Source organism: Azospirillum sp. UFLA03-27 (genome assembly GCF_059803775.1).
The window spans coordinates 1-22,520 of the sequence record NZ_JAUQTX010000036.1; the positions used below are offsets into that span (position 1 = coordinate 1).

Annotated in this window: 35 protein-coding genes; 1 reads left to right on the forward strand and 34 read right to left on the reverse strand. The window is 68.1% G+C overall.

The genetic code is table 11. From position 1 onward, the window contains the following. Positions 1-753, reverse strand: a 753-nt coding sequence (locus Q4I23_RS07990; protein ID WP_498525834.1) for a structural cement protein Gp24, incomplete at its 3' end; no start/stop codon positions are given. Positions 754-820: 67 nt separating this feature from the next. Continuing rightward, on the reverse strand, positions 821-2,578 hold the full coding sequence (locus Q4I23_RS07995; protein WP_498525835.1) for a DUF2213 domain-containing protein: 1,758 nt from the start codon (positions 2,576-2,578) through the stop codon (positions 821-823). A gap of 26 nt (positions 2,579-2,604) precedes the next feature. Between Q4I23_RS07995 and Q4I23_RS08000 the strand changes: the two genes are divergently transcribed. Further along, positions 2,605-2,844: a hypothetical protein gene (locus Q4I23_RS08000; RefSeq protein WP_498525836.1), complete on the forward strand. Its 240-nt coding sequence runs from the start codon at positions 2,605-2,607 to the stop codon at positions 2,842-2,844. Here Q4I23_RS08000 and Q4I23_RS08005 read toward each other — a convergent pair. The 32 genes from Q4I23_RS08005 to Q4I23_RS08160 form a co-directional block, all read right to left on the reverse strand. Further along, entirely contained in the window at positions 2,841-3,665 is an 825-nt protein-coding gene (locus tag Q4I23_RS08005) for a phage head morphogenesis protein (RefSeq protein WP_498525837.1), read from the reverse strand. The genes Q4I23_RS08000 and Q4I23_RS08005 overlap by 4 nt on opposite strands. Before the next feature lie 9 nt (positions 3,666-3,674). Beyond that, on the reverse strand, positions 3,675-3,812 hold the full coding sequence (locus Q4I23_RS08010) for a hypothetical protein (protein ID WP_498525838.1): 138 nt from the start codon (positions 3,810-3,812) through the stop codon (positions 3,675-3,677). Next, a complete protein-coding gene (locus Q4I23_RS08015) occupies positions 3,812-5,404 on the reverse strand; it encodes a DUF1073 domain-containing protein (protein ID WP_498525839.1) in 1,593 nt (530 codons plus the stop codon). The genes Q4I23_RS08010 and Q4I23_RS08015 overlap by 1 nt, the downstream gene beginning before the upstream one ends. Further along, complete coding sequence (locus tag Q4I23_RS08020; protein ID WP_498525840.1) at positions 5,401-7,026, reverse strand: hypothetical protein; 1,626 nt, start codon at positions 7,024-7,026, stop codon at positions 5,401-5,403. The genes Q4I23_RS08015 and Q4I23_RS08020 overlap by 4 nt, the downstream gene beginning before the upstream one ends. A gap of 3 nt (positions 7,027-7,029) precedes the next feature. Next, complete coding sequence (locus Q4I23_RS08025; RefSeq protein WP_498525841.1) at positions 7,030-7,506, reverse strand: DUF2280 domain-containing protein; 477 nt, start codon at positions 7,504-7,506, stop codon at positions 7,030-7,032. A gap of 116 nt (positions 7,507-7,622) precedes the next feature. Continuing rightward, positions 7,623-8,171: an HNH endonuclease gene (locus Q4I23_RS08030; protein WP_498525842.1), complete on the reverse strand. Its 549-nt coding sequence runs from the start codon at positions 8,169-8,171 to the stop codon at positions 7,623-7,625. Further along, positions 8,168-8,824, reverse strand: coding sequence for a putative metallopeptidase (locus Q4I23_RS08035; protein WP_498525843.1), 657 nt, complete (start codon positions 8,822-8,824; stop codon positions 8,168-8,170). The genes Q4I23_RS08030 and Q4I23_RS08035 overlap by 4 nt, the downstream gene beginning before the upstream one ends. Before the next feature lie 81 nt (positions 8,825-8,905). After that, positions 8,906-9,169: a hypothetical protein gene (locus Q4I23_RS08040; RefSeq protein ID WP_498525844.1), complete on the reverse strand. Its 264-nt coding sequence runs from the start codon at positions 9,167-9,169 to the stop codon at positions 8,906-8,908. Positions 9,170-9,267: 98 nt separating this feature from the next. Then, positions 9,268-9,525: a hypothetical protein gene (locus Q4I23_RS08045; protein WP_498525845.1), complete on the reverse strand. Its 258-nt coding sequence runs from the start codon at positions 9,523-9,525 to the stop codon at positions 9,268-9,270. Positions 9,526-9,596: 71 nt separating this feature from the next. Then, the gene (locus Q4I23_RS08050) at positions 9,597-9,989 is read right to left on the reverse strand and encodes a hypothetical protein (protein WP_498525846.1); all 393 of its coding nucleotides are present in this window, start codon (positions 9,987-9,989) and stop codon (positions 9,597-9,599) included. A 280-nt stretch (positions 9,990-10,269) separates the two neighbouring features. Further along, positions 10,270-11,061 carry a hypothetical protein gene (locus tag Q4I23_RS08055; RefSeq protein WP_498525847.1) on the reverse strand — a complete coding sequence of 264 codons (792 nt, stop codon included), beginning with the start codon at positions 11,059-11,061 and terminating at the stop codon, positions 10,270-10,272. Then, positions 11,058-11,309: a hypothetical protein gene (locus Q4I23_RS08060; protein WP_498525848.1), complete on the reverse strand. Its 252-nt coding sequence runs from the start codon at positions 11,307-11,309 to the stop codon at positions 11,058-11,060. Before Q4I23_RS08060 ends, Q4I23_RS08055 begins: the two co-directional genes overlap by 4 nt. Further along, positions 11,302-11,586 carry a hypothetical protein gene (locus tag Q4I23_RS08065; RefSeq protein ID WP_498525849.1) on the reverse strand — a complete coding sequence of 95 codons (285 nt, stop codon included), beginning with the start codon at positions 11,584-11,586 and terminating at the stop codon, positions 11,302-11,304. Before Q4I23_RS08065 ends, Q4I23_RS08060 begins: the two co-directional genes overlap by 8 nt. Further along, positions 11,583-12,260, reverse strand: a complete 678-nt coding sequence (locus Q4I23_RS08070) for a recombinase family protein (RefSeq protein WP_498525850.1) — start codon at positions 12,258-12,260, stop codon at positions 11,583-11,585. The genes Q4I23_RS08065 and Q4I23_RS08070 overlap by 4 nt, the downstream gene beginning before the upstream one ends. 220 nt (positions 12,261-12,480) lie before the next feature. Continuing rightward, positions 12,481-12,996: a recombinase family protein gene (locus Q4I23_RS08075; protein ID WP_498525851.1), complete on the reverse strand. Its 516-nt coding sequence runs from the start codon at positions 12,994-12,996 to the stop codon at positions 12,481-12,483. A 4-nt stretch (positions 12,997-13,000) separates the two neighbouring features. After that, positions 13,001-13,264 (reverse strand): hypothetical protein, encoded by a 264-nt coding sequence (locus Q4I23_RS08080; protein ID WP_498525852.1) that lies wholly within the window; start codon positions 13,262-13,264, stop codon positions 13,001-13,003. Positions 13,265-13,268: 4 nt separating this feature from the next. Further along, complete coding sequence (locus Q4I23_RS08085; RefSeq protein ID WP_498525853.1) at positions 13,269-13,871, reverse strand: hypothetical protein; 603 nt, start codon at positions 13,869-13,871, stop codon at positions 13,269-13,271. Next, positions 13,855-14,811, reverse strand: coding sequence for a YdaU family protein (locus Q4I23_RS08090; protein WP_498525854.1), 957 nt, complete (start codon positions 14,809-14,811; stop codon positions 13,855-13,857). The genes Q4I23_RS08085 and Q4I23_RS08090 overlap by 17 nt, the downstream gene beginning before the upstream one ends. 3 nt (positions 14,812-14,814) lie before the next feature. Beyond that, positions 14,815-15,015, reverse strand: a complete 201-nt coding sequence (locus Q4I23_RS08095) for a hypothetical protein (protein ID WP_498525855.1) — start codon at positions 15,013-15,015, stop codon at positions 14,815-14,817. 4 nt (positions 15,016-15,019) lie between these two features. Then, a complete protein-coding gene (locus tag Q4I23_RS08100; protein WP_498525856.1) occupies positions 15,020-15,544 on the reverse strand; it encodes a GNAT family N-acetyltransferase in 525 nt (174 codons plus the stop codon). A gap of 6 nt (positions 15,545-15,550) precedes the next feature. Further along, positions 15,551-17,017: a DNA methyltransferase gene (locus tag Q4I23_RS08105; RefSeq protein WP_498525857.1), complete on the reverse strand. Its 1,467-nt coding sequence runs from the start codon at positions 17,015-17,017 to the stop codon at positions 15,551-15,553. Further along, the gene (locus Q4I23_RS08110) at positions 17,011-17,184 is read right to left on the reverse strand and encodes a hypothetical protein (RefSeq protein ID WP_498525858.1); all 174 of its coding nucleotides are present in this window, start codon (positions 17,182-17,184) and stop codon (positions 17,011-17,013) included. The genes Q4I23_RS08105 and Q4I23_RS08110 overlap by 7 nt, the downstream gene beginning before the upstream one ends. Next, a complete protein-coding gene (locus Q4I23_RS08115) occupies positions 17,181-18,233 on the reverse strand; it encodes a DUF5131 family protein (protein WP_498525859.1) in 1,053 nt (350 codons plus the stop codon). The genes Q4I23_RS08110 and Q4I23_RS08115 overlap by 4 nt, the downstream gene beginning before the upstream one ends. Beyond that, entirely contained in the window at positions 18,233-18,460 is a 228-nt protein-coding gene (locus tag Q4I23_RS08120; RefSeq protein WP_498525860.1) for a hypothetical protein, read from the reverse strand. Before Q4I23_RS08120 ends, Q4I23_RS08115 begins: the two co-directional genes overlap by 1 nt. Next, positions 18,457-18,957: a LexA family protein gene (locus tag Q4I23_RS08125; protein ID WP_498525861.1), complete on the reverse strand. Its 501-nt coding sequence runs from the start codon at positions 18,955-18,957 to the stop codon at positions 18,457-18,459. Before Q4I23_RS08125 ends, Q4I23_RS08120 begins: the two co-directional genes overlap by 4 nt. Then, positions 18,954-19,202 (reverse strand): helix-turn-helix transcriptional regulator, encoded by a 249-nt coding sequence (locus tag Q4I23_RS08130; RefSeq protein ID WP_498525862.1) that lies wholly within the window; start codon positions 19,200-19,202, stop codon positions 18,954-18,956. The genes Q4I23_RS08125 and Q4I23_RS08130 overlap by 4 nt, the downstream gene beginning before the upstream one ends. Beyond that, positions 19,199-19,483, reverse strand: a complete 285-nt coding sequence (locus Q4I23_RS08135) for a DUF2312 domain-containing protein (RefSeq protein WP_498525863.1) — start codon at positions 19,481-19,483, stop codon at positions 19,199-19,201. The genes Q4I23_RS08130 and Q4I23_RS08135 overlap by 4 nt, the downstream gene beginning before the upstream one ends. Positions 19,484-19,493: 10 nt before the next feature. Further along, a complete protein-coding gene (gene dnaN / locus Q4I23_RS08140; RefSeq protein ID WP_498525864.1) occupies positions 19,494-20,744 on the reverse strand; it encodes a DNA polymerase III subunit beta in 1,251 nt (416 codons plus the stop codon). Next, positions 20,744-21,106, reverse strand: a complete 363-nt coding sequence (locus Q4I23_RS08145) for a RusA family crossover junction endodeoxyribonuclease (protein WP_498525865.1) — start codon at positions 21,104-21,106, stop codon at positions 20,744-20,746. The genes dnaN and Q4I23_RS08145 overlap by 1 nt, the downstream gene beginning before the upstream one ends. Next, the gene (locus Q4I23_RS08150) at positions 21,103-21,531 is read right to left on the reverse strand and encodes a hypothetical protein (RefSeq protein ID WP_498525866.1); all 429 of its coding nucleotides are present in this window, start codon (positions 21,529-21,531) and stop codon (positions 21,103-21,105) included. The genes Q4I23_RS08145 and Q4I23_RS08150 overlap by 4 nt, the downstream gene beginning before the upstream one ends. Further along, positions 21,532-22,296 carry a hypothetical protein gene (locus tag Q4I23_RS08155; RefSeq protein ID WP_498525867.1) on the reverse strand — a complete coding sequence of 255 codons (765 nt, stop codon included), beginning with the start codon at positions 22,294-22,296 and terminating at the stop codon, positions 21,532-21,534. Then, the gene (locus Q4I23_RS08160; RefSeq protein WP_498525868.1) at positions 22,296-22,520 is read right to left on the reverse strand and encodes a hypothetical protein; all 225 of its coding nucleotides are present in this window, start codon (positions 22,518-22,520) and stop codon (positions 22,296-22,298) included. The genes Q4I23_RS08155 and Q4I23_RS08160 overlap by 1 nt, the downstream gene beginning before the upstream one ends.

The window sequence follows — 22,520 nt, forward strand, 5'->3', positions numbered from 1 at the left end:
GTTATAGTCTCGTGGGCTCGGAGATGTGTATAAGAGACAGCTCGACACCGCCGTGACGGTCAGTGTGCCGTAGTCCTCGGTGATCGTCGTGCTCGCGACCGCCTGCTCGGGGATGTCCACCGCATAGGCGCCGACGCCGCCGGTGGTGCCGGAGATCTGCGACACGATGTGGGTGCCCGACGCGACTCCGGTTCCCGACAGTACCCCACCGGGCACGATGGTGCCGCTGGCCTTGGCGGTAACGGTCAGGACGTTCCCGGCGATGCTGCCCGTCATGACGGCCTGGGACGACGCGCCGCTCGCGGTCACGACGGCGTTGGTCGGCGCCCCGGAGGCGGCGAAGCTGATCGAGCCGTCCGCGAACTTGGCGTAGGCCTTCTGGCCCGGCAGCGCGCGCGCGGAGCCCTCGTTCTTGACCCAGAAGTCGCCGCCGTCGAAAATCTCGACGGGGAAGCCCTCGGGGATCGTCATCGAAGCGCCGTCGAGGAAGGTCGTGATGAGACCCTGCTGCACGCGCGGGACGATGCCGGTCGGCTTGCCGATGCCGTGGCTGCTCACGATGGCCGGCGCGCCGTTGCTGTCCACGGCGCTGTAATCGGCCCAGGCGAAGCGACCGATGGTCACGCCGTCCGCGCCGGCCACGAAGGCGCCGGGGCCGGCCAGGGCGTTGTGCCGGGGGTTGGTGCTCGCGAAATCGCCAGCAACGGCGGGGGCCGGCTGGCTGTTGACCTGCGACTGGAATCCGCCGCTCATGGGGTGCTCTCCCAAAAAAGAAGGCCCCACGAGGGGGCCGGTGGATCGGTGATGCTGCGGCGCCCGGTCAGACGGTGCCGATGCGGCCCGCGCCGGGGTAGCGGCTTTCGAAGCCCTTGGCGCTCGCGGCGTCCATGGCGTGGGCCGGGGCCGCGCGGCGCGGGGTCAGGCTGGCCGCGTGCATGTCCCACATGGCGCGGTAGGCGCTGGGGTGGACGTCCTTGACGTTGACGCCCTGCATCTCCAGCGCGGCCCGGAACACGCCGTCGGCGCTGTCGCAGGCGACGGCCAGCTTTCCGACGACCGGGCGGACCACGTCCAGGGCCTCGGCCACGCCCTGCATGCGGGCGATCACGGCGGCCTCGGTCTTCGCGGCCTCGGCCTTCAGGGCGGCGTCCATGGCGGCCTTGGTCACGGGCGGTTCCGGCTGCCCCTGGAACGGGGCGGGCTCGTCCTTGGCCTTCGCGATCGGGACGCCGCCGTTCGGATCGGTGGCCGGCTCCTCGTCCTCGCCGAGCATGTTGCCCAGCGCGGCCATGTCCTCCTCGCCCAGCTTGCCGGCCAGGGCGGCTAGGATCTCGGTCTTGGTCATCCGCTTGGCCGGAGCCGGGGTGACCTCGGCCTCGTCGCCGGCCTCCAGCTCGCCCAGGATGCCGTCCAGCTCGCCCATGGCGTCCTGCGCCATCTTGCCCGTCAGCTTGTCGCGCAGCTTCGCGACGAGGCCCTTACGCTTGCTCATGTTCTTCATCTCCACAGGGATTTCGTCGCCGACAACCACGTCCGGGCCGGCTCGTCCTTCCTTCACCAGAGCCACGTGGTTGCCCTGGATATTCCGCATCACGCCGTCGTACGGCTGGCCTTCCCACGTCCCCGGCGTCATGTCGGGGTCGTAGCGGTAGCCGCACGACAGCTCTTTTCGGCTGCCGTCCTCGATGCCGTCGATGGCGTCGGCGGTCCAGACGGCGAGGCTGTTGGTCAGGTACGGCGCCTCGAACGCCGCGTCCGTGCCGGTGGTGCCGACGACCTTGCCTTTCGGGTGATCCCAGGCGGTCGCTGGGACGTGGGTGTCGAGCAGCGGCAGCGCGTTGAACGACGCCGCGGCGCGAGCCAGCTCGTCGGGATGGCGCAGAAGTCGATACGTCCGGTCCGGCTGCAGCCCCAGCGCTTCCCAGCCGGGAATTTCCCTGCCCATGTAGGGGTTCACGACGGCCTTCGAGATGTTGGCCCGCTCGACCCGCAGGCGCCCGTCGGCGTCCTTGGTGCGCACCGTGTCGCCCCGGTCCATCGCCAGCCGGTCGGCGGGGGCGCTGTCCGCGGCGCCGAGGCCGTTCAACGTCTGCCGCACCTTCGGGTGCATGGGCTCGGGCAACGCGTCCGCGAGCGCCCAGACGTGGTCCGTGTGCTCCCCGTTCAGCGTCGGCTCGAACTTCTCCGCCACCGGGCATTCGAAGGTGTGGAACGCCATGCCGGTGGGCGTCTCCTGGCGGCTGAGGAGCCGCAGCAGGCCGGGCGGTTCGCGCCCGATCTCCTCCAGGCACTCGCGGATTGCGGCCTGCTCCGCCGTCTCGCCCGGATCGGCCCCGCCGCCAGGGAGCGACCAGTGACCGGCGAAATTGGCGTCATCCGGGCTGCGCTTCAGCAAGAGCACCGCCCCATCCGGCGCGCGGAAGATGACCCCGGCCGCGGTCTTCTGCGGCGGCGCATCCTGCGCGCCCAAGTCCGGCCCCTGATGTTCGGGCTCCTGCGCCTCCTCCATGAAGAAGCGGATCAGCAGGCGGATCAGGTCGCCCAGGTAGGGGCGCGGCGCGGCGCTGACTGGTGGCATGGCGGGAACCCCTGTAGGCTGGCCGGATGACCAACGACGATCTGACGGACGCCCTGGAGGCGGTCCGCGAACTGGTGGACGACTTGCGGCGGGACGCGGAGCTGATGAGCTTCGAGGTGTCCGTCCCGGAGGAGCGTCTTGTGGGCAACGAGGCGGCGGCCTTCATCGAGGCCGTCGCGCCTTTGCTGGCCGATGTGGCGAAGGCAGGCGGACCGCTGGCCGAACGCGCTGCGGCGATCCTGCGGAGCGTCGGCCAGGGCGGCTAAAGCACCGGCTCCGGATAGCATCGGCAATTGTAGATTGCCCCCGGCAGGCTCCGGGCTCCGGTCCGCTTGTCCGCGACCGGCGGGGCGTCCCACCGGTGCGTCGTGCCATCCAACGCCCGATGATCGCGCCGCACGTCGGAGTCGCCGACCGTGCGCCACACGAAGTGCGTGGAGCCGATGTGCTGCGACCGCGCAGAGACCAGCTCTGCCTGCGTCCGCCCCACCTCCGTTCGCGCGATCGTGTTCGCCCGGCTGGCCGTGACCTCGCCGGATCGCATGATCTCCTGCGCGATCTGCTCCGCCCGCGCGCCGCTGGTCAGGCTCTCGACCGCAAGCCGCTGGACCCGCTCGCCCGCCTCCGTGGGGAGGCTGGTGATGAGCTGGACCTGTTCTGCCAGTCGCGCCTGCATCAGGAGGCCGGTGGGCGCCTCCTCAATCTCCTTGTGGAGCACGCGCCCGATCTGCCGCCCGGCGTCGAGCCACATCTTGCGGTCCCGCGCGGCGACGTCGGCGAGCATGCGCCGGCCCACTGCGTCGGCCCAGGGCTCGATGACCTTGGCGTAGCGGTTGAGCGCGTCGGCGATGCCAGCGGCCCATCGCAGGTCGTCGGGCCGCTCGAAGCTGCCCTTGACGAGGTTGCCTATCTGCCGGGCCACGCCGCGAAGCTCGCGGGCGTAGGCCTCTTCCGCCCGGCGCGCCCGCATGACGGCGGCCTTCGAGAAGGGGCGGTTGGCCCGGTCAAGGGCGAAGAGGGGCGTGCCCGGCGCGGTCCGGGACAGGCCGATCAGCCCGGCCGGACGCGCGTCACAGGCGAAGCACATGGGGCGGCCTCATTCCATCGGCGGACGCGGCGGCTTGGCGCGGGGGTCACGCCCGCAGCACGTCGCCCCACCACCCAGGACCAGCAGGTAGAAGACCACCACCGCGCCGGTCAGGCCGATGACGATCCGTTCGATCAGCGCTTCCATCAGGCCCCCTCGGGCTTGGGCTCCGGAGCGGCCGGAGGTGTGGGCAGGACCAGCGGCGGAACCGGCGGGATGCCTGCGCCGCCCGCGGGTGGGGCTGTGCTGCGATCCGGGTCCAGACCGCCGTACGGACCGGACTCGTCGTCCGCGATCCGCTGCCGGACCTCCTGCGGGTCGAGCACGCCGGCATCGATGTAGGTCGCGTCCGTCTGCGCCTGCACGAGCCGGGTGTCCGCCTGCTCCTTCTCGTCCAGGCTCCGCAAGGGCTCGAAGTCGAAGGTGATGTCGGGGTCGATCTCGCCGAACCGGCTCAACTGCACGACCTCCAAAACCGTCGTCAGGCCGGGCCGGAAGAACCGTTCCTGCTGGCCGTGGACGTGGTCGTAGAAGGCCTGCATCTCGCCCTCCGACGAGGCGTTCAGCCCCGACGGCGTGATGCCCAGCAGGATCACCAGCGGAATGCCGGACACCGCCGACAGGTGCTCTTGCGTCTGCGCCTGGAGCACGTCCAGGCCGGACAGGGGAGCCGAGACGTTGGCGAAGTCCTCGTCGGTCTTGTCCACGGCCATGATGCCGCGGTTGTCCCGGATGTTGTTGAACAGCTCCAGGCGCTTAAAGAATTGCTCTGCCGCCTCGGCGTCGGAAATTTGGGACACGACGTTCGTCTTGAGCACCATGACGCTGAACGCGTTCACGATGTCAGCGACGCTCTGCCGGGTCCGTATCCAGTTGTCCACGTACGGCTTTGCCATCTGCGACAGCGACAGGCCGCCGAAGCTGTAGGCCGGCTTGAGCATGTCCGGCACCTCGCGACCGATGAAGGTCAGGAGGCGCGAGCCGTGGATCTCGGTCCCCATGGCGAACCACGAGGCGGGCTTGTACCAGCCGGGGGACAGCGGGTTGTTGCTGTCGTAGCCCGTCGGGTAGCACCAGACCGCCTCGACCGTCTTGACGGCCTTCAGCGAGCCGCGGCGGACCTTTGCCGGGGATGGCTTGCCATCGGCGCCGATCAGCGGCGATTTCAGCTCTTCCGGGTCATTCGTGGACCCGGTGTCGAGGTACAGATGGGCCCGACCGAAGAATCCATCACCCTCGGCCAGATCGCGGAAAGCCTCCTGGACGCCCAGGCGCTTCAGCTCGGCCTCGATCTCCTTGATCTTCTCGCTCTTGTCCTCCTTGCCGACGCTGTGCAGCTTGATCCACTTGCGGGTCATGTGCTGCGCCAGCCGCTCGACCATGGCGCGGTACTCGGGCCGCTGCGCCAGCTCGGACAGGTAGGCGTAGCCGAGAAACTGCTGCCCCTCGTGCCAGGCGCTCTGCGCGGCCCAAGCGAACATGGCGTTGGTCGCCTGCGAGGCGGAGTCCAGGGCCATGCCGCTCGCGGCCTCCGGGGCAACGCCCGGAGGGTGGCTGGGCAGGCGGAACGGGTGCGGCTGGTCTCCCGCCTTGGCTGGCCTCTGCTGGGCTCGGGCCAAGGCCGCATGCGAGATCCCCCGCCGCGGCTTGCCGGCCACGGGCGGCGACACCCCATCCTGCGCCGGAGCGGCGCGGCGACGCCGACGGCGGCGCTTGCTGTGCTGCGGCTCGGTGGTCATTGGCGCCTCATGGTGGGCATGGCCGCACGGGCCAGGACGGAATCGGAGACGACGAGACGAGGCCGCTCCAGCGGGGCGAAGCGGATCACCACCGCGTCGGCAAGGTTCGGCGACTTGGCCCCGTCTGGAGTCTTGTCCACCACGATCTTGCCCGCGCTGTTGATGCTGTAGGTCGGCTGGGACAGCTCCACCGACAGCTTGGCGAGCAGCGGCAGGCTGGAGGGCAGCGAGATCAGTTCGTCATGCGGCGCGGCGACGCCTTCGGCCACCGCCCGGAAGGTCTTCTGGAACCGGGTCCGGAGCGACCACCACGCTTGCGCCTTGCGGTTGGCGAAGAAGTCCCGGTTCTTCCGGCCCTTCACGTCCTCCCGCTCGGGCTCGAACACCTCCGCCGACCCGCGATAGGGCAGCGCGTCGAGAGGCTTCTGCCCGGCGGCCTTGCGCCGGTCGTTGATGACCCGCGCGTCCCCGCGCACACCGGCGCCCAGGCCGTCCGCGTCGTAGCGGAAGCTGGGGAGGCCGGCGCCGTCGCACAGGGCGAAGGCCCGCTCGACCGTGCCGAAGATATCGCTTCCCTTCCCCTGCCACTCCTCCAGCGTCTCCACAACGACGCCGTGGGCGCCGCAGAAGGCGTTGAGGTCGCGGCCCTCGTCGGCGACGTCCAGCGCGCCGGAGCGCTCTCCGCTGGGCCGGAAGCCCAGCTTCACATGAGCGTCCACCGCGGCCTGGACCCACGCGGACGGGATCAGGATGCCCTCAACCGACGCCGCATAGTCGATGTCGATTTCCTGGGCGACCGTCACCGGGTCCAGTTCGGCAACCTGCTTCGCATACCATGCGTCATCCTTCCGCGGGTCGTCCCGCCAGTGGAAGGTGAAGAGCTTGAACTTGCCGCTGTGTCGCTTGATCGCGAAGGGGTTGGCCGGTCCGTTAGGCGTGCTGATGTCGATGCGGCAGTTCGTCGTCTGCGACAAGCTCGCCTCGACAAGCTGGGGCCGCTCCAGGAACGCGGACTCGTCCACGAAGTAGAGGCTCGTCCGGTCGCCGCGCCCGATGCCATCGCCGCTCTCGCCCGCAACGAACGAATCCGTGCCGGGGAAGTTGATGCGCATGTGCGGCGCGTGCTTGTCCTCCCTCCAGCCGCCCAGGAACTCGGGCGGCAGGTACTTCATGAACATGCGGGCCTTCCAGAAGAGGGACTTCGGCGACCCGATCTTGTCCACATACTCCTCTTTGCGGCTGCCGAACCCGACCACCACGCCGTGGTGAAACAGGCACAGCGTGCAAGCCAGAGCGACCGACAGCCACGACATACCCATGTCGCGGGTCTTCTCCGTCAGGCCGGGCTGCTGCGCCTTCCAGCGCTCGACGGTCCATTCGATCCATTCCCACTGTTTGGGGAACAGGATGAACGGCACGACGCTCGGCAGGCCCCGCTCGACGTTGCGAGGGTCGAAGGTGCAGCCCCAATCCTCGATGAAGTCCGCCGGGTGGTCCCGGTAGTAGGCCTTCACCGCCGGCAGGAGTTCCGGCTCCGCGCGCAGCTTCGCCAGCCGCTCCGCCCTCCAGCGGAACACCGCCACGTAGTCGGGCTTGCGGAAGTCGAACTCGAAGGGGATCACGGATCAGCCACTCATGAGTTTCTGGTACGCCTTCGAGGCCTCGACGGGGTCGGCGGGGATTTCCGCCTTCAGGATCGGGCCACCGTCCTTGCCGGTGTGCTCGTTGCGCACCTTGTTCGTGAAGGCGTCGCCGCACTCTTTGGCGGCCTGCTCCATGAGCTGCGCGGCGAGGCCCATGTTGCCCATGGTCTCCGCCTTCGCCGCCATCCGGTTCAGCGCCCGCAGCCGCACCGCCTTGTGGCTGATGCCGATGGTGGACGTGTCTTCAAGGAAGGCCTTGCGGGTCTCCTCGAACAGGTCTTTCCACCGCTCGGCCAGTCCGCGGCCCGACACCTTCGTGGGGTCGTGCGCCTCGACCTGCTGCCGAGACACGACGATGCCGAATTCGGTTTTGACCGCCTCGACAACGGCGGACGGGGGATCGAAGCAGGCAACCGCCTGGACGATGAAGGCTTTTACCTCCGGTTTCAGGACTGCCATTTCATTCAATCCCGTCCATAGCGGTCCAGACTACGCCATCTTCCGGCAACAGGTCCCACACGCGGCCCCGATCAGCGCCGGGGCGATCGTCGGACCAGCATTCGCAACCCGCACCATCAAGCGACATGCGGCCAGACGAGCCCGAGCATAACTTGCCGGACGGTCGTCGGGCTCACCCCATAGCGCCTTGCGAGCGCCGCCTGAGTGCCGCGCGGCCCGCTCTTGGACCGCCGTATTTCTCTTACGTCATCTTCTGTCAGCTTGGCTTGCCCATTCAGTTCTCCGGCCGCCGATTGCAGGCCAGACCGGTAGGCGTGAAGCTGGTTCTCTGCCGACGTCACGTATTCGAGGTTTTCGACCCTCGCGTCAGACTGGACACCGTTAATGTGGTTTACTTCCATGCCGTCCGGAACCGGACCCAAGAAAGCCTTGGCGACAAGGCGGTGAACCAATTCCGTCTTCCTCTTCCCATCGCGGCAGAGATCAACGCTTGGATAACCGCCGCTACGCCCTTTTCGGCGCGGGCAAGATTTCAATATGCTTCCAGCCTTTGCGCACGTCCTAGACGTAAGGCGTTTCACCCTTCCCATGTTGCTAACCGCATAGTCAGGGTAATCTTCAACGACCTTCCACTGTTCCGCGACTGCGATTTCGTCAGTGCTCATGCTATCTTCCGACTGCAAGTTCCGCACGATAAGCTTATCACAGACTGCGCTATCTCGGGTCCTTTATTGGCGGCCCTTACCATTTCTTCCACGCCAGATGTAACGGCGCCGTATCGCCTAACAACGCCGACAAACTGTTCCACGTCGTGCCCACGAATGCCGAACTTCGGCTTTCCGTCCTGCCCGAACTTCGGGGCGCCGGACACGTCGCGCTGCTGGCCGCAGTGGAAAAGCTCATGCTCCGCCGTGGCGCAGGCTGAGGCGTCGTCCGCTTCGGCCCACCACACGGCGTCGAAGGTCAGCAGGAAATCCGGCTCGTAGCCGAACCAGTCGTCGAGCTGCTGTTCCGCCCGCCCGGCGGTCCAGGCGCTTCCGCGGGGCTGCGGCATCTCCGCCATGGCGACGGCTCGGTTCATCTTCACGACGAGCGGCCGGTTCGCCCACAGGCAGGCGATGTTGGCTTGGCGCAGATGCGCGTGTTCCGGGTTGGCGAGTAGCCCGGTTTCCGAGACGAAGACGGCCATGAGCCATTCCGTCAGATCGACCGCCGGGACGAAGCGCCACGGCGGAAGAGGGTCGCGCAGGTCGGCGGGCGGCATGGGGCGCTTCAGGCCGCCCAGGCGGGTCACTTCGCCCTTCGGCTTCCGCGCCATGACCTCACCCCTGTTTCCGCTGCCGCTTGATCAGCGCCTCGATGATCCGCACCGCGTCGGCGAGGGACTGGCTCAGCGGCTTCATGCCGGCTCGTCCGGCTGCTCGGCCAGCACCCGCCCGACCCAATCGGCCGGGATGATGCTGAGCGGAAGGCGTTGGGAAACGATGCGCACCGTCGCGTCTCCGCTCTCGGCCGCGCGGTCGACCGCATAGCCAGCGTGATGGCCGCTGTGGTCACGGGGTCTCGCGTCCATGGCGGTCGGCCAGCGGTACAGCGACAAGCGCCCAGCCCCATCCTCGACCAGTTCGTGATGCGCGTGGACCGGCGCGCCGTCAACGGCCACGAACGGCTCCCCACTCGCGTCCAGTCCCTCGGTCACGGCGCGGCGCGGCCCGCAGGAACACGCCCCGTCCGTCATGCACGTCTCGTTGCAGCGCTTGGTCATTTCGTCCCCATCAGCCCGTTGGCGGGTCGCAGCGCACCGTCGGCGATCTGCCGAACTCGGCGCGCCATTTCCTTCGAGGCAGTGCGCAGCGGATCGCGAAGGCGGCGGCGCAGGCGGTCAACCTTGCGCTCCAGCCGGGAAACGTCCTGCTGCTCGGTGCGGATGTCCGCTCGTTCAGCCGGGGCGACCGCGGAGGCCGCCAAGCCAAGCGCCATCGCGGCACCAATCCCGGCGCCGATCAGCAGTCGCTTCATGCCCAACCTCCTGAATGCGCAATTGTGAATTGCTACTCGCCGACGCCGCCCATTCGCGGGCGAACACGTCGTCACTCCGCGGCGACTGGTGACGGACCACCAAACAGCCGGGCCAGAACGTCGGGGTCCAGCTTGCTCGGGTCAATGTACGGCACCAGCGTCCGCAAAACCGTGGCCTGCTCCTCCAACTGGTGGCTCAGGCGGTCGACCTTTTCTCGGAGCGAGGCAACTTCGGCCTCCAGCTCCTCTTCCCGCTCTGAGGTGCCGCGGCGAACCATGCTGATGGCCGACGCCAAGGGCCGGACGATGTGCGGGAGCCAGTAAATCAGCCATGCCAGATTGGCCGCGATCCCCACCGCCACCAGCCCCATCACCCACGGCCCGCCGGATTGCATGGCGTGGATCAGGTAAACCAGGGCGCCGACTAAGCCATCGACCTTTCCGGCATCGGGGGTGGAATCCATTGGGCAGTCTCCAGCGGGGCCGGAGGCCCAAGGCGATGGGTTAGGCCGCAGGCGACGCTGCGCGGCGTCATCGGGCAAGGCTTGCAGGGACCAGGACGGTGCTGCGCGCCTGCGGATCTCGGGATTGCAGGGCCGAGACCCAGACGCAGAAAACCCCGCTCGGGGCTGGCCCGGCGGGGTTCTTGCGGTCGGATTTCGACGATTAACGGCGACCCTACACCCGACCTCTCCGCCTGTCAAATTCCTTTTTCGCGATAAAGGGTTATATTTTTCCGATGGATTACCGCTTGTCGGGGACGATTCGTCGGGACCGGAACGGGACCTGCAAAAACGCCTCCTCCAGCTCGGCGTAAGCGGCCTCGAACCGGTCCACGATGGCGGTCAGCATCGCGAGATAGGCCGGCTCCGGCCAGTACTCGACCGGGCACCAGGGCGACCAGACTTGATCCCCCGGCTCGTAGCCGGACGGCGGCATGTCGATCCGCCGTCCGCGGCGGTTCACGAACGTCTTCTCGCGGCGGCTCCGGCGGCGGGGCCGCAGGTCGACCCGGTACTTCCAGCGGTGGGCGCCGCCGGGCACCGCGTAGCGCTCGACCTCGCCGTGGTCTTCGGTCTCGGCGAGCTTGGCGTATTCGGCGCGGGTGAGGTTCAGTTCGGGGATCTTGACCCACTCGCCCCGGATGACATGATCCGCGCCGCCTTCGCCGCGGTCCATGTTCGGCACGGCCCGCGCCTGCGGCTGAACGGTCGGGCGCTCCGGCTCCTCGCCGGCGCGGGCGGCCTCGATGACGAGTTGCGCGATGTCCGGCTCCAGGATGCCGATGACGAGCCGATGGGCCGCGGCGGCGTCCCGGTGGATTCCCGCCGGAATGTCGCCGTCCAGGCTGGACAGGTAGTTCATCCAGCGGAACTTGGAACTGTCACTGCGCCCCAGGCCCAGGCGGTCGGCGCGCTGCGAGCCGTAGGCCCAGACGAGCATGTCCCAGACGGTGGCCGGCTTGCGGGAGTCGACCGGCGTCGCGTCGATCGGCAACATGGAGGCCGCGGCGGCGGGGGTGGCGATGGCGTTCATGCTGCGCCTCCGGCGATGGTCTCCAGCTTGGCGCGGAGGTCGCGGTTTTCGGCGGTGATCTGGTCAAACACACGCTGGGTGGTTTCGCGGCCTCGCTCGGCGGATTGCGCTCTGGCCTCCGCCTCAATTGCGAATTGCTCGGCATCGGCCAGCCGTCGGGAGACTGCCAGCAAGTGGCCCAGCACCTTCGGCATGTCGCCGCTGGCCGCGGCACGGGACAGGTCTTGGATTGACAGCATCTCAGCCACGGTCATCCTCCTTGGCTTTGGAGTGAGCGGAACTTCCAACCCACGCCCCATTAGTCATCGCGGCATCGGCATTCGATGCTGGCGCAACAGCGGCCAGAAGCCGACTGCGCCAGTCGGCGATAAGCGCCATTTGCTCATCGTCAAATTCAGGAGCCGCATCCTCTCCAGTCGCGACGCCTTCCATCTCGCGAAGGACTTGCTCAAAGTCTCCTGCCGCCTTTAGCTCGACATCGGTGGGGATGGGCGTCGCCTCTTGGGTGTTGGTCGGTAGCTTCATGCTGCGTCTCCTTCGGCGGCCCGGTCTTTCAGGAAGGCGCTCACGGTCGGGTGCGTCACCTTGATGCCGTGCTCGGCGGACACCGTGTCGGCGATCCGGCGCAGCGACGTCCCGGCGGCGGCCAGCTCCACGATGCGCCCCTTGATCGCGTCGAAGCCGGGAATGGGGACCAGCGCGTCGCCCTCGCGCCGGAAACCGAACGGCGGGTTGCCGCCTTGGTACCGGCCCTTGGCCTTCAGCTCGTCCATGCCGGCTTGAGTCCGGACGCCGATCATCTCCCGCTCGAACCGAGCGAAGCCGGCGAGGACGAGGGCCAGGATGCGCGACATGCCGCCCTTGGTCGGGTCAGGGATGCCGTCCCCAAGCTCCACGTCCACGCCGCGATCGGCCATCTCGTCCACGGTCACGCAGAAATCGGTGTCCGAGCGGAACAGGCGGTCCAGTTTTGTTGCGAATACTTTGTCGCCGGATTTCAGCGCCGAGAGCATCGCGCCGCCCTGCGGCCGGTCGCGCAGGGGGATTTTCGCCGACACGCCAGCGTCGACGAACAGCCGGGCCAGCGGCAGGCCGGCCTTCTCGCAGAGGGAGCGGATGACGCGCTCTTGCCCGTCAAGGCTTTGACCTTCCAAGGCTTGTTCGTCGGTCGAAACCCGGATGTAGCCGTAAGCAGCCATGGTCACACCTCGGTCGGTAACGAGTGGAAAGGCGCTACGCCTTTCCAGGGATGGGGCGGTAAGGTGGGGTCGGTCGAAACCAGACGACCCGAGCATCCCTTTACGCGCAATACTCCCCGCGCTTCTTTCAAGTAATCGTGACGCATTTTATCCCCCAAAGGCGAAACCCGCCTTTCCACGGCACCGCGACAATTGAATGGCGCGCCGCAGACCGACGAATTCATTCTTGATTTTCCGGATGGACTTTCGCAGACCATGAAGCGGCCGCAGCGGCGAAGCCAAACTCCATGTCCGCCTCGATGGACCTCGTGACGATTCCGCGATCGACCGAACGTACGAGCGCGCGGCACTCGTCCCGCAGCATGGCGGCGCAGGCCATGGCCCAGGGCATCCGCTCCGACACTCGGTCGGCGGCAAGGACGACCACGCTCCCGATGCCCCGCTTATCCAGGGCCTCCTTCATTTTCGAGAAGCCCGGTCGCTGCAATGGATTTCCCACGCCGCCACAGACGTCCGAATAAATTTCGGCGACTTCCAGGTCGTTATCAGTGCAGAATTTGCGGATGGCTTTTCCTTGGTCTTCCTGAGTTGGGCAACCTCCCCCATCATCGGTGCGAATGTACCCAACCGCGATCTTCGCCGCCTGCCTTTCCTCGCCCTTTCTTTTAAGAAACTTCTTCATCTTCCTGGCTTGGTATTTGCTTATCATCGGATGGCTGTCGGTCGTTTCGTTCATCACCTCAGCCCTCCTGTCTCGGGGTGCGGACCCACTCATCCCCGACCCGCATCCAAAATCCGGGGAGCGCGCATTCCTGGTCCGGATGCAGTCGCCCCGCCAGTTGCTCGGCCGCGCTTTCCAGCATGGCGGCAAGCGGGCCGTGGACTGCGTCGGCAAGATCCGCCGTATCGGGGCGAAAGCGGTGAAGGTGCTTTTTCACCCAGTGAGCCATGTTCAGCAGGTCCATCGGCGTGCATGGCGGGTATTGGCGGTCGCTCTTGCCCATCGCCTCAGCCCTCCCCCCGGTTCATCACAGCCGGCGCGCCCATGTTCCGCCGCGCCGGCTTCCCTCCGTTCCGCGCCCAGTAATCGGCCATCAGCTTTTCCGTGGCCTCGCTCATGGCCCGCGGACCAGCAGGCTCCTCCTCCGATTCCGCACGGCGACGCTGCGGCGCTGGCGCCCCGCCCTTGGCGATGATCGACAGCCGGGACCACTCGTCGCGCAGGCGGGTCCGCTCGCCGTCCAGCGACTCCGACAGCTCCGCCCAGCCCGGCCAGAACCGGAACTTGCGAGCAATGCGGTCGAACGCCGCCGGATCGGCGAACAGCGCCGCCGGGTAGCCGCTGTTCAGAATGTCCGAGACGGCTCCGGCCAGCTTGGTTTCCGGCGGGAGCTGGCTGCCGTTGCAGCGGTTGGCGAGGTGGGCGACCCACCGGGCGGCGTCGGCGTACGACACCGGGGCGATTCCGGCGCGCAGGTCGTCCAGGGCCGCCGCCGCCTCGCGCTGCACCTCGGGCGGGACGACCGCGGGCGGCTTCCATGCGCCCGGCCGGACGACGTAAACGCCGTCGATCACCACGCCCTCGGCTTGGGGGCTAAGCGCGTCCCGCAAGGTCGCGCTCCAGGAAGTCAGCGAACAGGTTGTCGGGGCGCTGGCGGGCAGCGCTGACACGAGACTGGTCACGTTGGTCATGATCGTGTCCTTTGTGCGAATGCGCGGCGACCGGCGGCGGCTCGTCCAGCCAGCACTTTCCGTTCAGCCACGAGGATGGGTGCTTGATGAACCGGGGCTCGGTTCCGGCGACCTGCCGGGCGTACCTCTGGATTCCGGACAGCAGTTCGGCGGGGGTCGCTCCGCCCTTCACAGCCGACCGATAGGCCTTCTCAGCGTGTCCCTTGCTCACCTTGTGCGGGACGTGCTGCCACCACTCGCCGAACGTCGCATTCGGGTCTTGGCTCTGTGGCTCCGGGGTGGATCGGGGGGCATCGACGCCCTGCCCGTCCGTCGTCTGCGGATCACCGGTCCGCAGGCTCGTCTCATCCGCATTCGGGTCATGGCCCAGGGGCTGCTGACCGATAGATTCTATCCTTCCCGTCAGGGAAGGATTCTTGGTTGGTGGTTGGTGGTTGGTGGTTAGCTTCGTTTCAATCGAAGCATCCGCTTCGGATAACTCATTGTTCTGACTATAAAGACGCCTCTGATTTCGGCGAGAAATGCCCGAATTTATGCCACCTTCGTGACCGGTTTCTTGAGCTTTTTCGGTCCGCTTCGTGGCCTTTTCGAGTTCAGTTTCGCACCGACGGTTGCTCAGCTTCCCGTCCCTGAGGAACAGTTTGCGGCGCGCGAGCAGCGATGCGCGGATGCGGCGCCACTTCTCAATCGTCGTGTTGCACAGCTTCGCGAGGTCCCGATCATCGTCGTCGATCGGGCCGCCGTAGCTGTAGATCAGACAGCAGACGGTGATGTAGCAGCCGCGCTCGTCCGGCCGCAGCGTTGCCGCGCCCACAAGCCATTCGTCGGGGGACAGGTCGACGCGCCGGACTTTTCCCATGGCTCAGACAGCCCTCTTTTCATGCCGCATCAGAAACAGCGCGGCCCGGACGCTGCTGAGCGCGTCGCCCCACTGCGGGGCCTCGCGCGTCAGGACCGGGGCGCCGACGGAGCGGATCACGGTGCGCGGCGACAGGCCTTGGAACTTGGCCCAAAGGCAGTGCTCCAGAGCAATGTCGTGCGCTGCGTCGCGTTGGTAGGCCATCGCCCTACTCCGCGGCCTGCGCCAGCCGGGCGCCCTGCAGGTCCCGCGCCCACGCCAGCATCAGCGCGGCCGGGCCGGGCGTGATTGCCTGGAACCCGCGGCGCTCGAACACATCCGGCCGGCCTGTGCGGGCCAGCACGAAGTGATCCGGCTCGGCCCGGTTGCCGATGCGCAGCAGCGCCGCGTCGAGGAGGCGCCCGCCGACCCCGGCGCCCTGGACCGTCGGGCAGACGCCCCAATAGGCGATGTCCCAGCCAGCGGCGGAGATGAAGGCCCGACGGAACGCGATGGCGCCGACGACGCGGGCCTCCTCGCCGGCGGCGACAAGCACCTGGGCGGCGTGCGGCGAGATGCCGGCCAGGGCGTCGAACAGCACGTCCCGCAGGTCGGCCGCGTAGCGCTGGGGGATCGCGCCGCCGGGCTGGCGGTGGCAGTCGCGCAGGATGTCGATGACCGCGGGCACGTCGCCGCGGAGCATGGTGCGGATGGTGGCGCTCATGGCGTGTCCCTGGAGAGAGGTGGTGGGCATGGCCGGTCACTCCGCCGGGGCCGGCGGCACTGCCTGGATGGCGGCCAGCAGTGGGAGGGGCGCGGGCGGAGCAGCGTTGCGCCGGACCTTCGGGGTCGAGGCCGTGTGAGCGCCCTCACCCGCGTAGTGCCGGCAGCGCGCCACGAGGATTTGGAAGTAGTCGGGATCGCGCTCACAGACGATCGCGCGGCGACCTTCGGCGAGGCAGGCGACAGCGGTCGATCCGGTGCCCGCGAACCCGTCGAACACCGTCTGGCCGCGCTCCGGCGCCGTCAGACGAACGAGCCAGCGGATCAGATCCAGGGGCTTCACGGTCGGGTGCTGGACGAGATGGTCAGTCGTCTCCAGGCCGTGGGCGTGGGCGCCGATGGTGCGGGCGGGGTGGGCTGTGCCGCAGACCTTGCAGAGAAACCAGCGGTCCCCTTCGGACGCCTTGGCCTCGTAGAAGAAGCGGGCGGCGGAGCCGGAGTCGCCGTGTACGATGCCCTGAGATTGCGCGGTCAGCCCCCAGCCGTCCATGCGCCGTTCGCCATTCCGATGCAGGGTGCGCGGCTTTTCCGACGACTCCCCAAACGACCCGAACGCCTCAAGCACCTCCGGCGACCCGTCGTGCAGGACGTTCGCGGGCCAACGGCCCTCAACGGTCGTTCCGGCGCAACGCGAACCATAAAGAGTGCCGTCAGCGCCGCCGGCATAACTCGCGCCAACGCCGCGGCCACGATCCGCAGCGATCAGCGGGCGTTCTCCCGTTTCGATCCGCGCCGAATCGATGTTGAGCGGCCCTGTGCCGTGCTGGAGCCAATTCGCCGTCCCGGTGCCCTCCATGGGCTTCTGCCCCATGAAGATCGGCTCCAGCGCGGGCTTGAGGGCCTGACCCCCGTAGCGCAGATGATCGGTGCCGGGGGCCTTCAGGCGCGTCGCCTTGGGCATGCCGGAACCGAAGATCCAGGCCAGATGTCCCGCCGGGTCCTGGCTCTCCAGGATGCGCAGGAAGGATTCGGCCTGCTCCTCGGAGAGGCTGTCCACGAAGGCGACGATCGCCTCGGCCATGCTCAGCACGTTGTCGAGCATCGGGTGGACGACGAAACCGGCGTCCTCGATGGCGACGGACATGCGCCCGAACCCTCGCGAGCTGGAGAAAGCCGTGATGTAGCCGCCGGGCAGAAGGGCGTCGAGGTGGAGCGCCCAGGTGGCCGGATCGAAGGCGATGGGAAGCTCGCCTTCCGCCACGCCGTCCCACTGCTTGCCCATGAAGCCCCTGGACGCGCGGGCGAACGCTCCATCGGTGCCATGGACCGCCGGGGCCGCACCGGCCCTCCCGAAGCGCTTGACGATGCTGGTCAGGTGGTACGGCGGGTCGGAGCACACAGCGTGCACGCGCTCGCCCTTCTCGGTCATCTGGCGCAGCACGTCGCGGCAGTCGGCGTCGTAGGCGATCACGCGCCCGCCGCCGATGATAACGGGGGTCAGCATGCTCGACCCCCTTTTCGCCGGTCGCTGCGCCGATCCTCCGCCGATTGAATGGCGCGCAGGTTCTCCTGATAGGTCCTCCACAGCGCGGGCCGCTTGGGCAGATCGTCGCCGTGCTCGCGCATCAGGCGCGTGTTCTCGGCCATGGCCGCTGCGGTGGCGGGGGTCATGGGGTGGCCTCGTCGGCGCTAGTCGGGTAGCCGTCGTGCAGAACGCCGTCGAGGAGGCGGCCGGCTCGCACTTTGCCAACGCGGGCCATCAGCGCGTCGCCGCGCCGGAAATGCCCATCGTTCTCGCCAGCAGGCTTAACGATCCGCACGCGACCGGCGCGCATGTCGCCACCCAGGTCCCCGCCGGGAACCGGCTGGGTCGGCGCCCACTCGCCGTTCTGCTTGTGCATGTAGGCGATGTCGCGCGGTAGGCAGAAGTCACGCGCGGCCCGGAACCAGTCAGGGTGCCACGGCCGGGCGTGTTGACCGCTCTCACCGCCGCTGATGAGCCAGGACAGGAACCCCCACCCAGCCCAATCGACCATGCCGAGCGCCGGCTCGTAGCTGACGAAGGTCCGCCAGCCGCCCGCGGCGATCCGCTCCATGTGCTGGCGGCGGGCGTCGGCGCGGGGTTGGTCCTCGACGGAGGAGCCGATCAGCACGTTGGGAAGCGCGCCCGAGCACAGCGCATTGATGGCTCTGTCGTAGATTGTCGGCGTGTCGATCCGCCCCGAGACGGGCCATTCGCAGGCATCGCGCGCTGACCCGCAGGTCGCTTCAGCGAGGCTGTTCATGTGCCATTCGCGTCGCTGTTCGCGCATGCGCTCGCCAAGAGAGGCGAGATAGTTCGCCGCCCGATCCGGTCGCTTGGTCAGCACGTAAAAGGTATGCTGCGGGCAAAGCGCCATCACGGCGAACAGCCGGTCAAGGAACTCAAACGGCACGCCATCGTGGAACACATCGCCCATGCTGGTCAGGAACCAGCGCTTGGGCTTCCGCGCCTTCAGCGGGGCCAGGACTTCCGGCTCCCACAGCGTGACCTTGCCGGTCCACTTCCCCTTGTTGCCAACGCGGGTCGCCACGCCCCGGTACTTCTCCTGGCCCATCGCTTCCAGCCGGGCCGCCATCAACGCGGCGTAGCAGTTGGCGCAAGCTGGCGAGACCGCATCGCAGCCCACGACGGGCGTCCATGTGGCGTCGGTCCACTCGATTGAACTGTTCTCGGCCATCACACCCCTCCCGCCGCAGCCGCGTCGCCCTCGGGCGTGCGGAAGTAGAGAAAGTCCCTCGGGACCCGCTGTTCGTTGACGAAGCCGCCGTTGGCGAGGGCCTGCATCGCGGCCTTGGCCTCGGTGATCTCCAGGCCGGCGCGTTCGGCAATGGCCGGCAGGCGGGCGGCCTGAACGGCGCGCGAGGCGGGAGTCGCCTGGAGCGTGGCGATCATGGCGGGGGTCATGCGAGAACCCTCGCGGCCATGAGAGGGTTCAGCCGCGACCAGACGACTTGGATGGACCGGGGCTGATGGGGCTTGCGCATCAGGATTCCGCGCGCGGAAAGGCGGTGGACGGCTTCCCTTGCGGCGACTTCCGACGGCAGCTTGGCCGCGGTGGCGATTTCCGCGTGGCTGAGCGGCACGCGCCCAGCGCCGTCCGCGTGCTTGGTGCAGACCTCCAGCACGGCGGATTGGCTGGGGCACAGACCCGAGAAGACGGGCGGCTGGCGCGATGTGGGGTCCGGCTCCGTGTACCGGACGCCATACCCCAGCGAGTGGGCCTTGCCGATCAGATCCATCTTGGTCGAGCACCCGAGCCGCGCGGCCAGCTTTGCGGCGCAGGCGCGCACCTCCTCCTTCGTCACACCGGCGGACTCGGCGATTTCTCGGTACATCTTGTGCTGAGCGACGCCGAGAAGGACGGCGTGCTCCAGGTCTGACGCGAGGCGCGCCTTGCTCATGCTGCCTCCTTGGCGCAATCGTCTGTTGCGCTCTGCGGATTGGGTTCGAAGATGCGGACGCCGACGAGGGCGGCCCAGGCGAAGAGCTTGTCGGCGGGCGGGAAGTTGACGCCCTTCTCCCAGGCGGACAGCGCTTGCCGGGTGATGCTGAGCCGCGTGGCGACGGTCTCCTGCGAGAGCCCCTTCGCGGCGCGGGCGGACACCAGCGCGCGGCAGAGGGAAAGCCAGTCGTTGCGGGCGCTCATTCGGCCATGCCCAGCGCTTCCTTGTAGAGATCAAGGATCGCTTCCTGTTCCTGGCGGTCGGCCTTGTCCATCTTCCGGAGCCGGATGACTTGGCGGATGATCTTGGTGTCGAAACCGGTACCCTTGGCCTCGGCGTAGACCTCTTTGATGTCCTCCTGCAGGCCGCGCTTCTCTTCTTCCAGGCGCTCGATGCGCTCCACGAAAGACCGCAGCCGGTCCGCCGCGATGCCGCCCACGTCCGATCCGTCCGCCGGCGGCTTGTTGTGTCCGATCTTGCTCATGGCGAGGCCCTCAAACGTACATCGGCATGAGGACTTGGACCAGCGACACCCGGTCGCGCTGGTCGCTCGGGCGCCCGTCGTCGGCCGGCTCGAAGATGAAGGGATAGCCGCCGCCCTCGAACCGGATCGTCACCGCGTCACCGTCGAAGGCGTCCAGCGTCTCGGCCAGATAGCGGGCGTTGAGGCCCCATTCGGCGCTGTCCGTGCTGGCGACCGTGACGCGGGTGGTCAGGCTGCCCACATCCACGGATTCGGCGGTGATCCGCAGCGACGCCTTGTCCAGCGTCAGCTTGACGCCCGGAGCGTTGCCGGTCAGCGCCGGGCCGACGGTCTTGAGCGCGCGGCGCAGCATGGCCCGGTAAACCGTGAGGGTCTTCGGCGTATCCTGCGGGATGACACGCTCGTAATCGGGATAGGTGCCATCCACGAGGCGGGTAACGACCTCCGTCGTCTCGCCGCCGTGCTCCCAGGCGAAGGACATGCGCGGGATTTTCGTGCTGGCTGGCAGCGCGTCCTTCTCGGCGTCCGGAATGCTCAGCGTCACCGGGACCGCCTCCGGCACGACGGCCAGCAGGCGCAGGACGGGGCCGATCACCTGCCGCGGCACGATCACGCCCGCGTCCAGGCTGACGTGCTCGCCGTCAACCGGCGTCGCGATGCTGGCGATGCCCATGCGATGGCCGTCGGTCGCCACCGCGCGCAGGATGCTGTCGTGGCGCCGGAGGAAGACGCCGTTCAGGTAGTAGCGGGTTTCCTCGGTCGAGATGCAGTGCTTGACGGCATCGAACAGCCGCAGCAGGTCGCCAGCGGGCATCTGGAACGGCCGGTCGGTCGGAACCAGCGGCACGTCGGGCATGTCATCGATGGGCAGCGTGAAGAGGTGCCCGGTCAGGTCTTCGCCGGTGACGGCGACGCGCATGGCCTCGCTGTTCGGGTCCAGCGTCACGGGGCCGGTGGCGATGGAGCCCAGCACGCCCGCCAGAGTCTTCGCCTCCACCGTGGTCCCGAACGCTGTCGGGGCCTCGGCGGGGACCGTGCGCACGATGGCGATGTCTTGGTCGGTGGCCCACAGGCGAATGCCGCCGGCGGTGGCCTTGATGGCGACGTTCGAGAGGATGGGGATGGTGTTGCTGCGGTGAACGGCCAGCGATACGGCCCGAACGGCGCGCAGCAGCACGGCGGAGTCGATGGTCAGGCTGGCGGCGACGGGCGTCGAGTTGATCTCGCGGGCCACCTTGGGCTTCTTCGCGGTGATGGTCATCAGGGGGTTTCCTTCTGCGTGATCGTGACGCGGCACCCCGTCAGGCCCGGCACGTTGGGGCGCCCGGTCAGTTCGGCCACGATGTCGGCGTTGTCGTCTTCGATGAGGCCCAGCTTCACCAAGAGGTCGAGCGGGGCCTTGAACAGGTTGTCCGGGTCGACCCGGCCGGAGCGCTTGCCGTGCTCGACCAGGATCGTCACGGGGCCGCGGATGGGCTCGGGGCGCTGCGCCTTGACCTTCCACACGGCGGCCTGCTTCCAGGCGTCGTAGGCCGGCGTCGGGACGCGCCCGCTGCGGACGTTCTTGAACAGGTTGTTCACGCTCGGCGGGGCCGGCATGTCGAGAGTGACGCAATTGGTCATTGCGAAATCCTCCGCAGGGCGGCGCGGGCGCGGGGGTCGAGGTCGAGGCGGTGGACGATGCCGCGGAGTCGCAGAACGGACGCGTCTGTCGGCTTGTCGCCCATGGCGCGGATCGTCGCCTTCCGGCTGGCCTCCATGGCAGCGCGGGCCGCCGGGCTCATGATCCATTCCGGGCCGGGCGCCGTAGCATCGTCGTCCTGGCCGGGCCGGGCGGCGACGATGGCTTTGGCGAGCCCGCGGGACACGCGCGCCTCCTGGCTGGCGTTGCCCTTGAGGCCCATCAGGTACAGATGATTTCCGACGGTCCTGGAGGATTCGCCGATCCGCTCACCGATCTCGGCGCTGGTCAGGCCCAAGCCGTGCAGCGGGGCGATCTTGGCCTGCAGGGCGGCGCTGTGGTCGCGGCGGGCTTTGCTGATGGCCATTTACGCGGCCTCCTTGGTCAGCGCGTCGATGTTCGCGTTGTGGACGGCGAAGCTGATGGCGACCACCCAGGGGTTGGCGGACCAAGCGTCGGCGCCGTGGAGGGAGCCCCAGAGGGTCTGGAAACTGCGGCGTGGGTCGGAGAAATAGCGCTTGGTCGTGTCGCCGGGCTTGTCCCCATAGTCGCGCCACCCACCCAATCCCCGTGGGGGCGGATTGCAGAACTCGACCCCTTCGGCCACCGCATCTTCCTCGCTGATGTCGTTGAGCCGCTGCACCCGCACCTCCTCCACCACCAGCGTCAGGCGGGAGGCCCAGCGGGGCATGTGGATCGAGGGGCGCGACCTCTCGTCATCGTGGCCGACCGCATCGCCCAGGTAGGCCACGGCTCCGTCGGCGGAGTAACGGAAGCCACAGGTCGTCCACTCGTCCCGAGGCTCCCGAGGATGAGGATTGGACGCGATCCGCAGCTCGCGCCCGCTCTCCCGCACCCACAGGCGATCCCCGGGCTGGAAACGCGGCGTGATGTCGAAGCTGCCGCACAGATGCCCGGCCGGCCGGTTCTGGAATAGGGGGCCGGTCCAGGCTTCGAAGTGGCGGCGCACCGGGGTCCGCTTTTCGATCGGCAGCCACGACTCCTCGCCGAGCATGTAGTTGATCCCGCACTCGGCCGGCGGTTGCGGGACAAGGCGTCGCGTCTGCGTCTTCCGCCCGTCGAGGAGCGCGCGGACCATCGGCGCGCTGAAGATGATGGGGATGTCGCGCATCACGCATTCCCTCCGGCATCGTCGCCACGCGAGCGGCGGAACCGCAGGACCCCGGCGTCAGCTCCGGCCAGGACGCGGCGGAACCGCTCACCCTCGCGCTCGCGCATAACGGCCAGCCACGGGAAGGCCGGGCCGTCCACGAACCACCGGCTGACCTGCCGGGTGCTGACCTCGTATTCGGCGGCAACGCGCTTGCGAACGTGCTCGCCGCCGTGCTTCGTCAC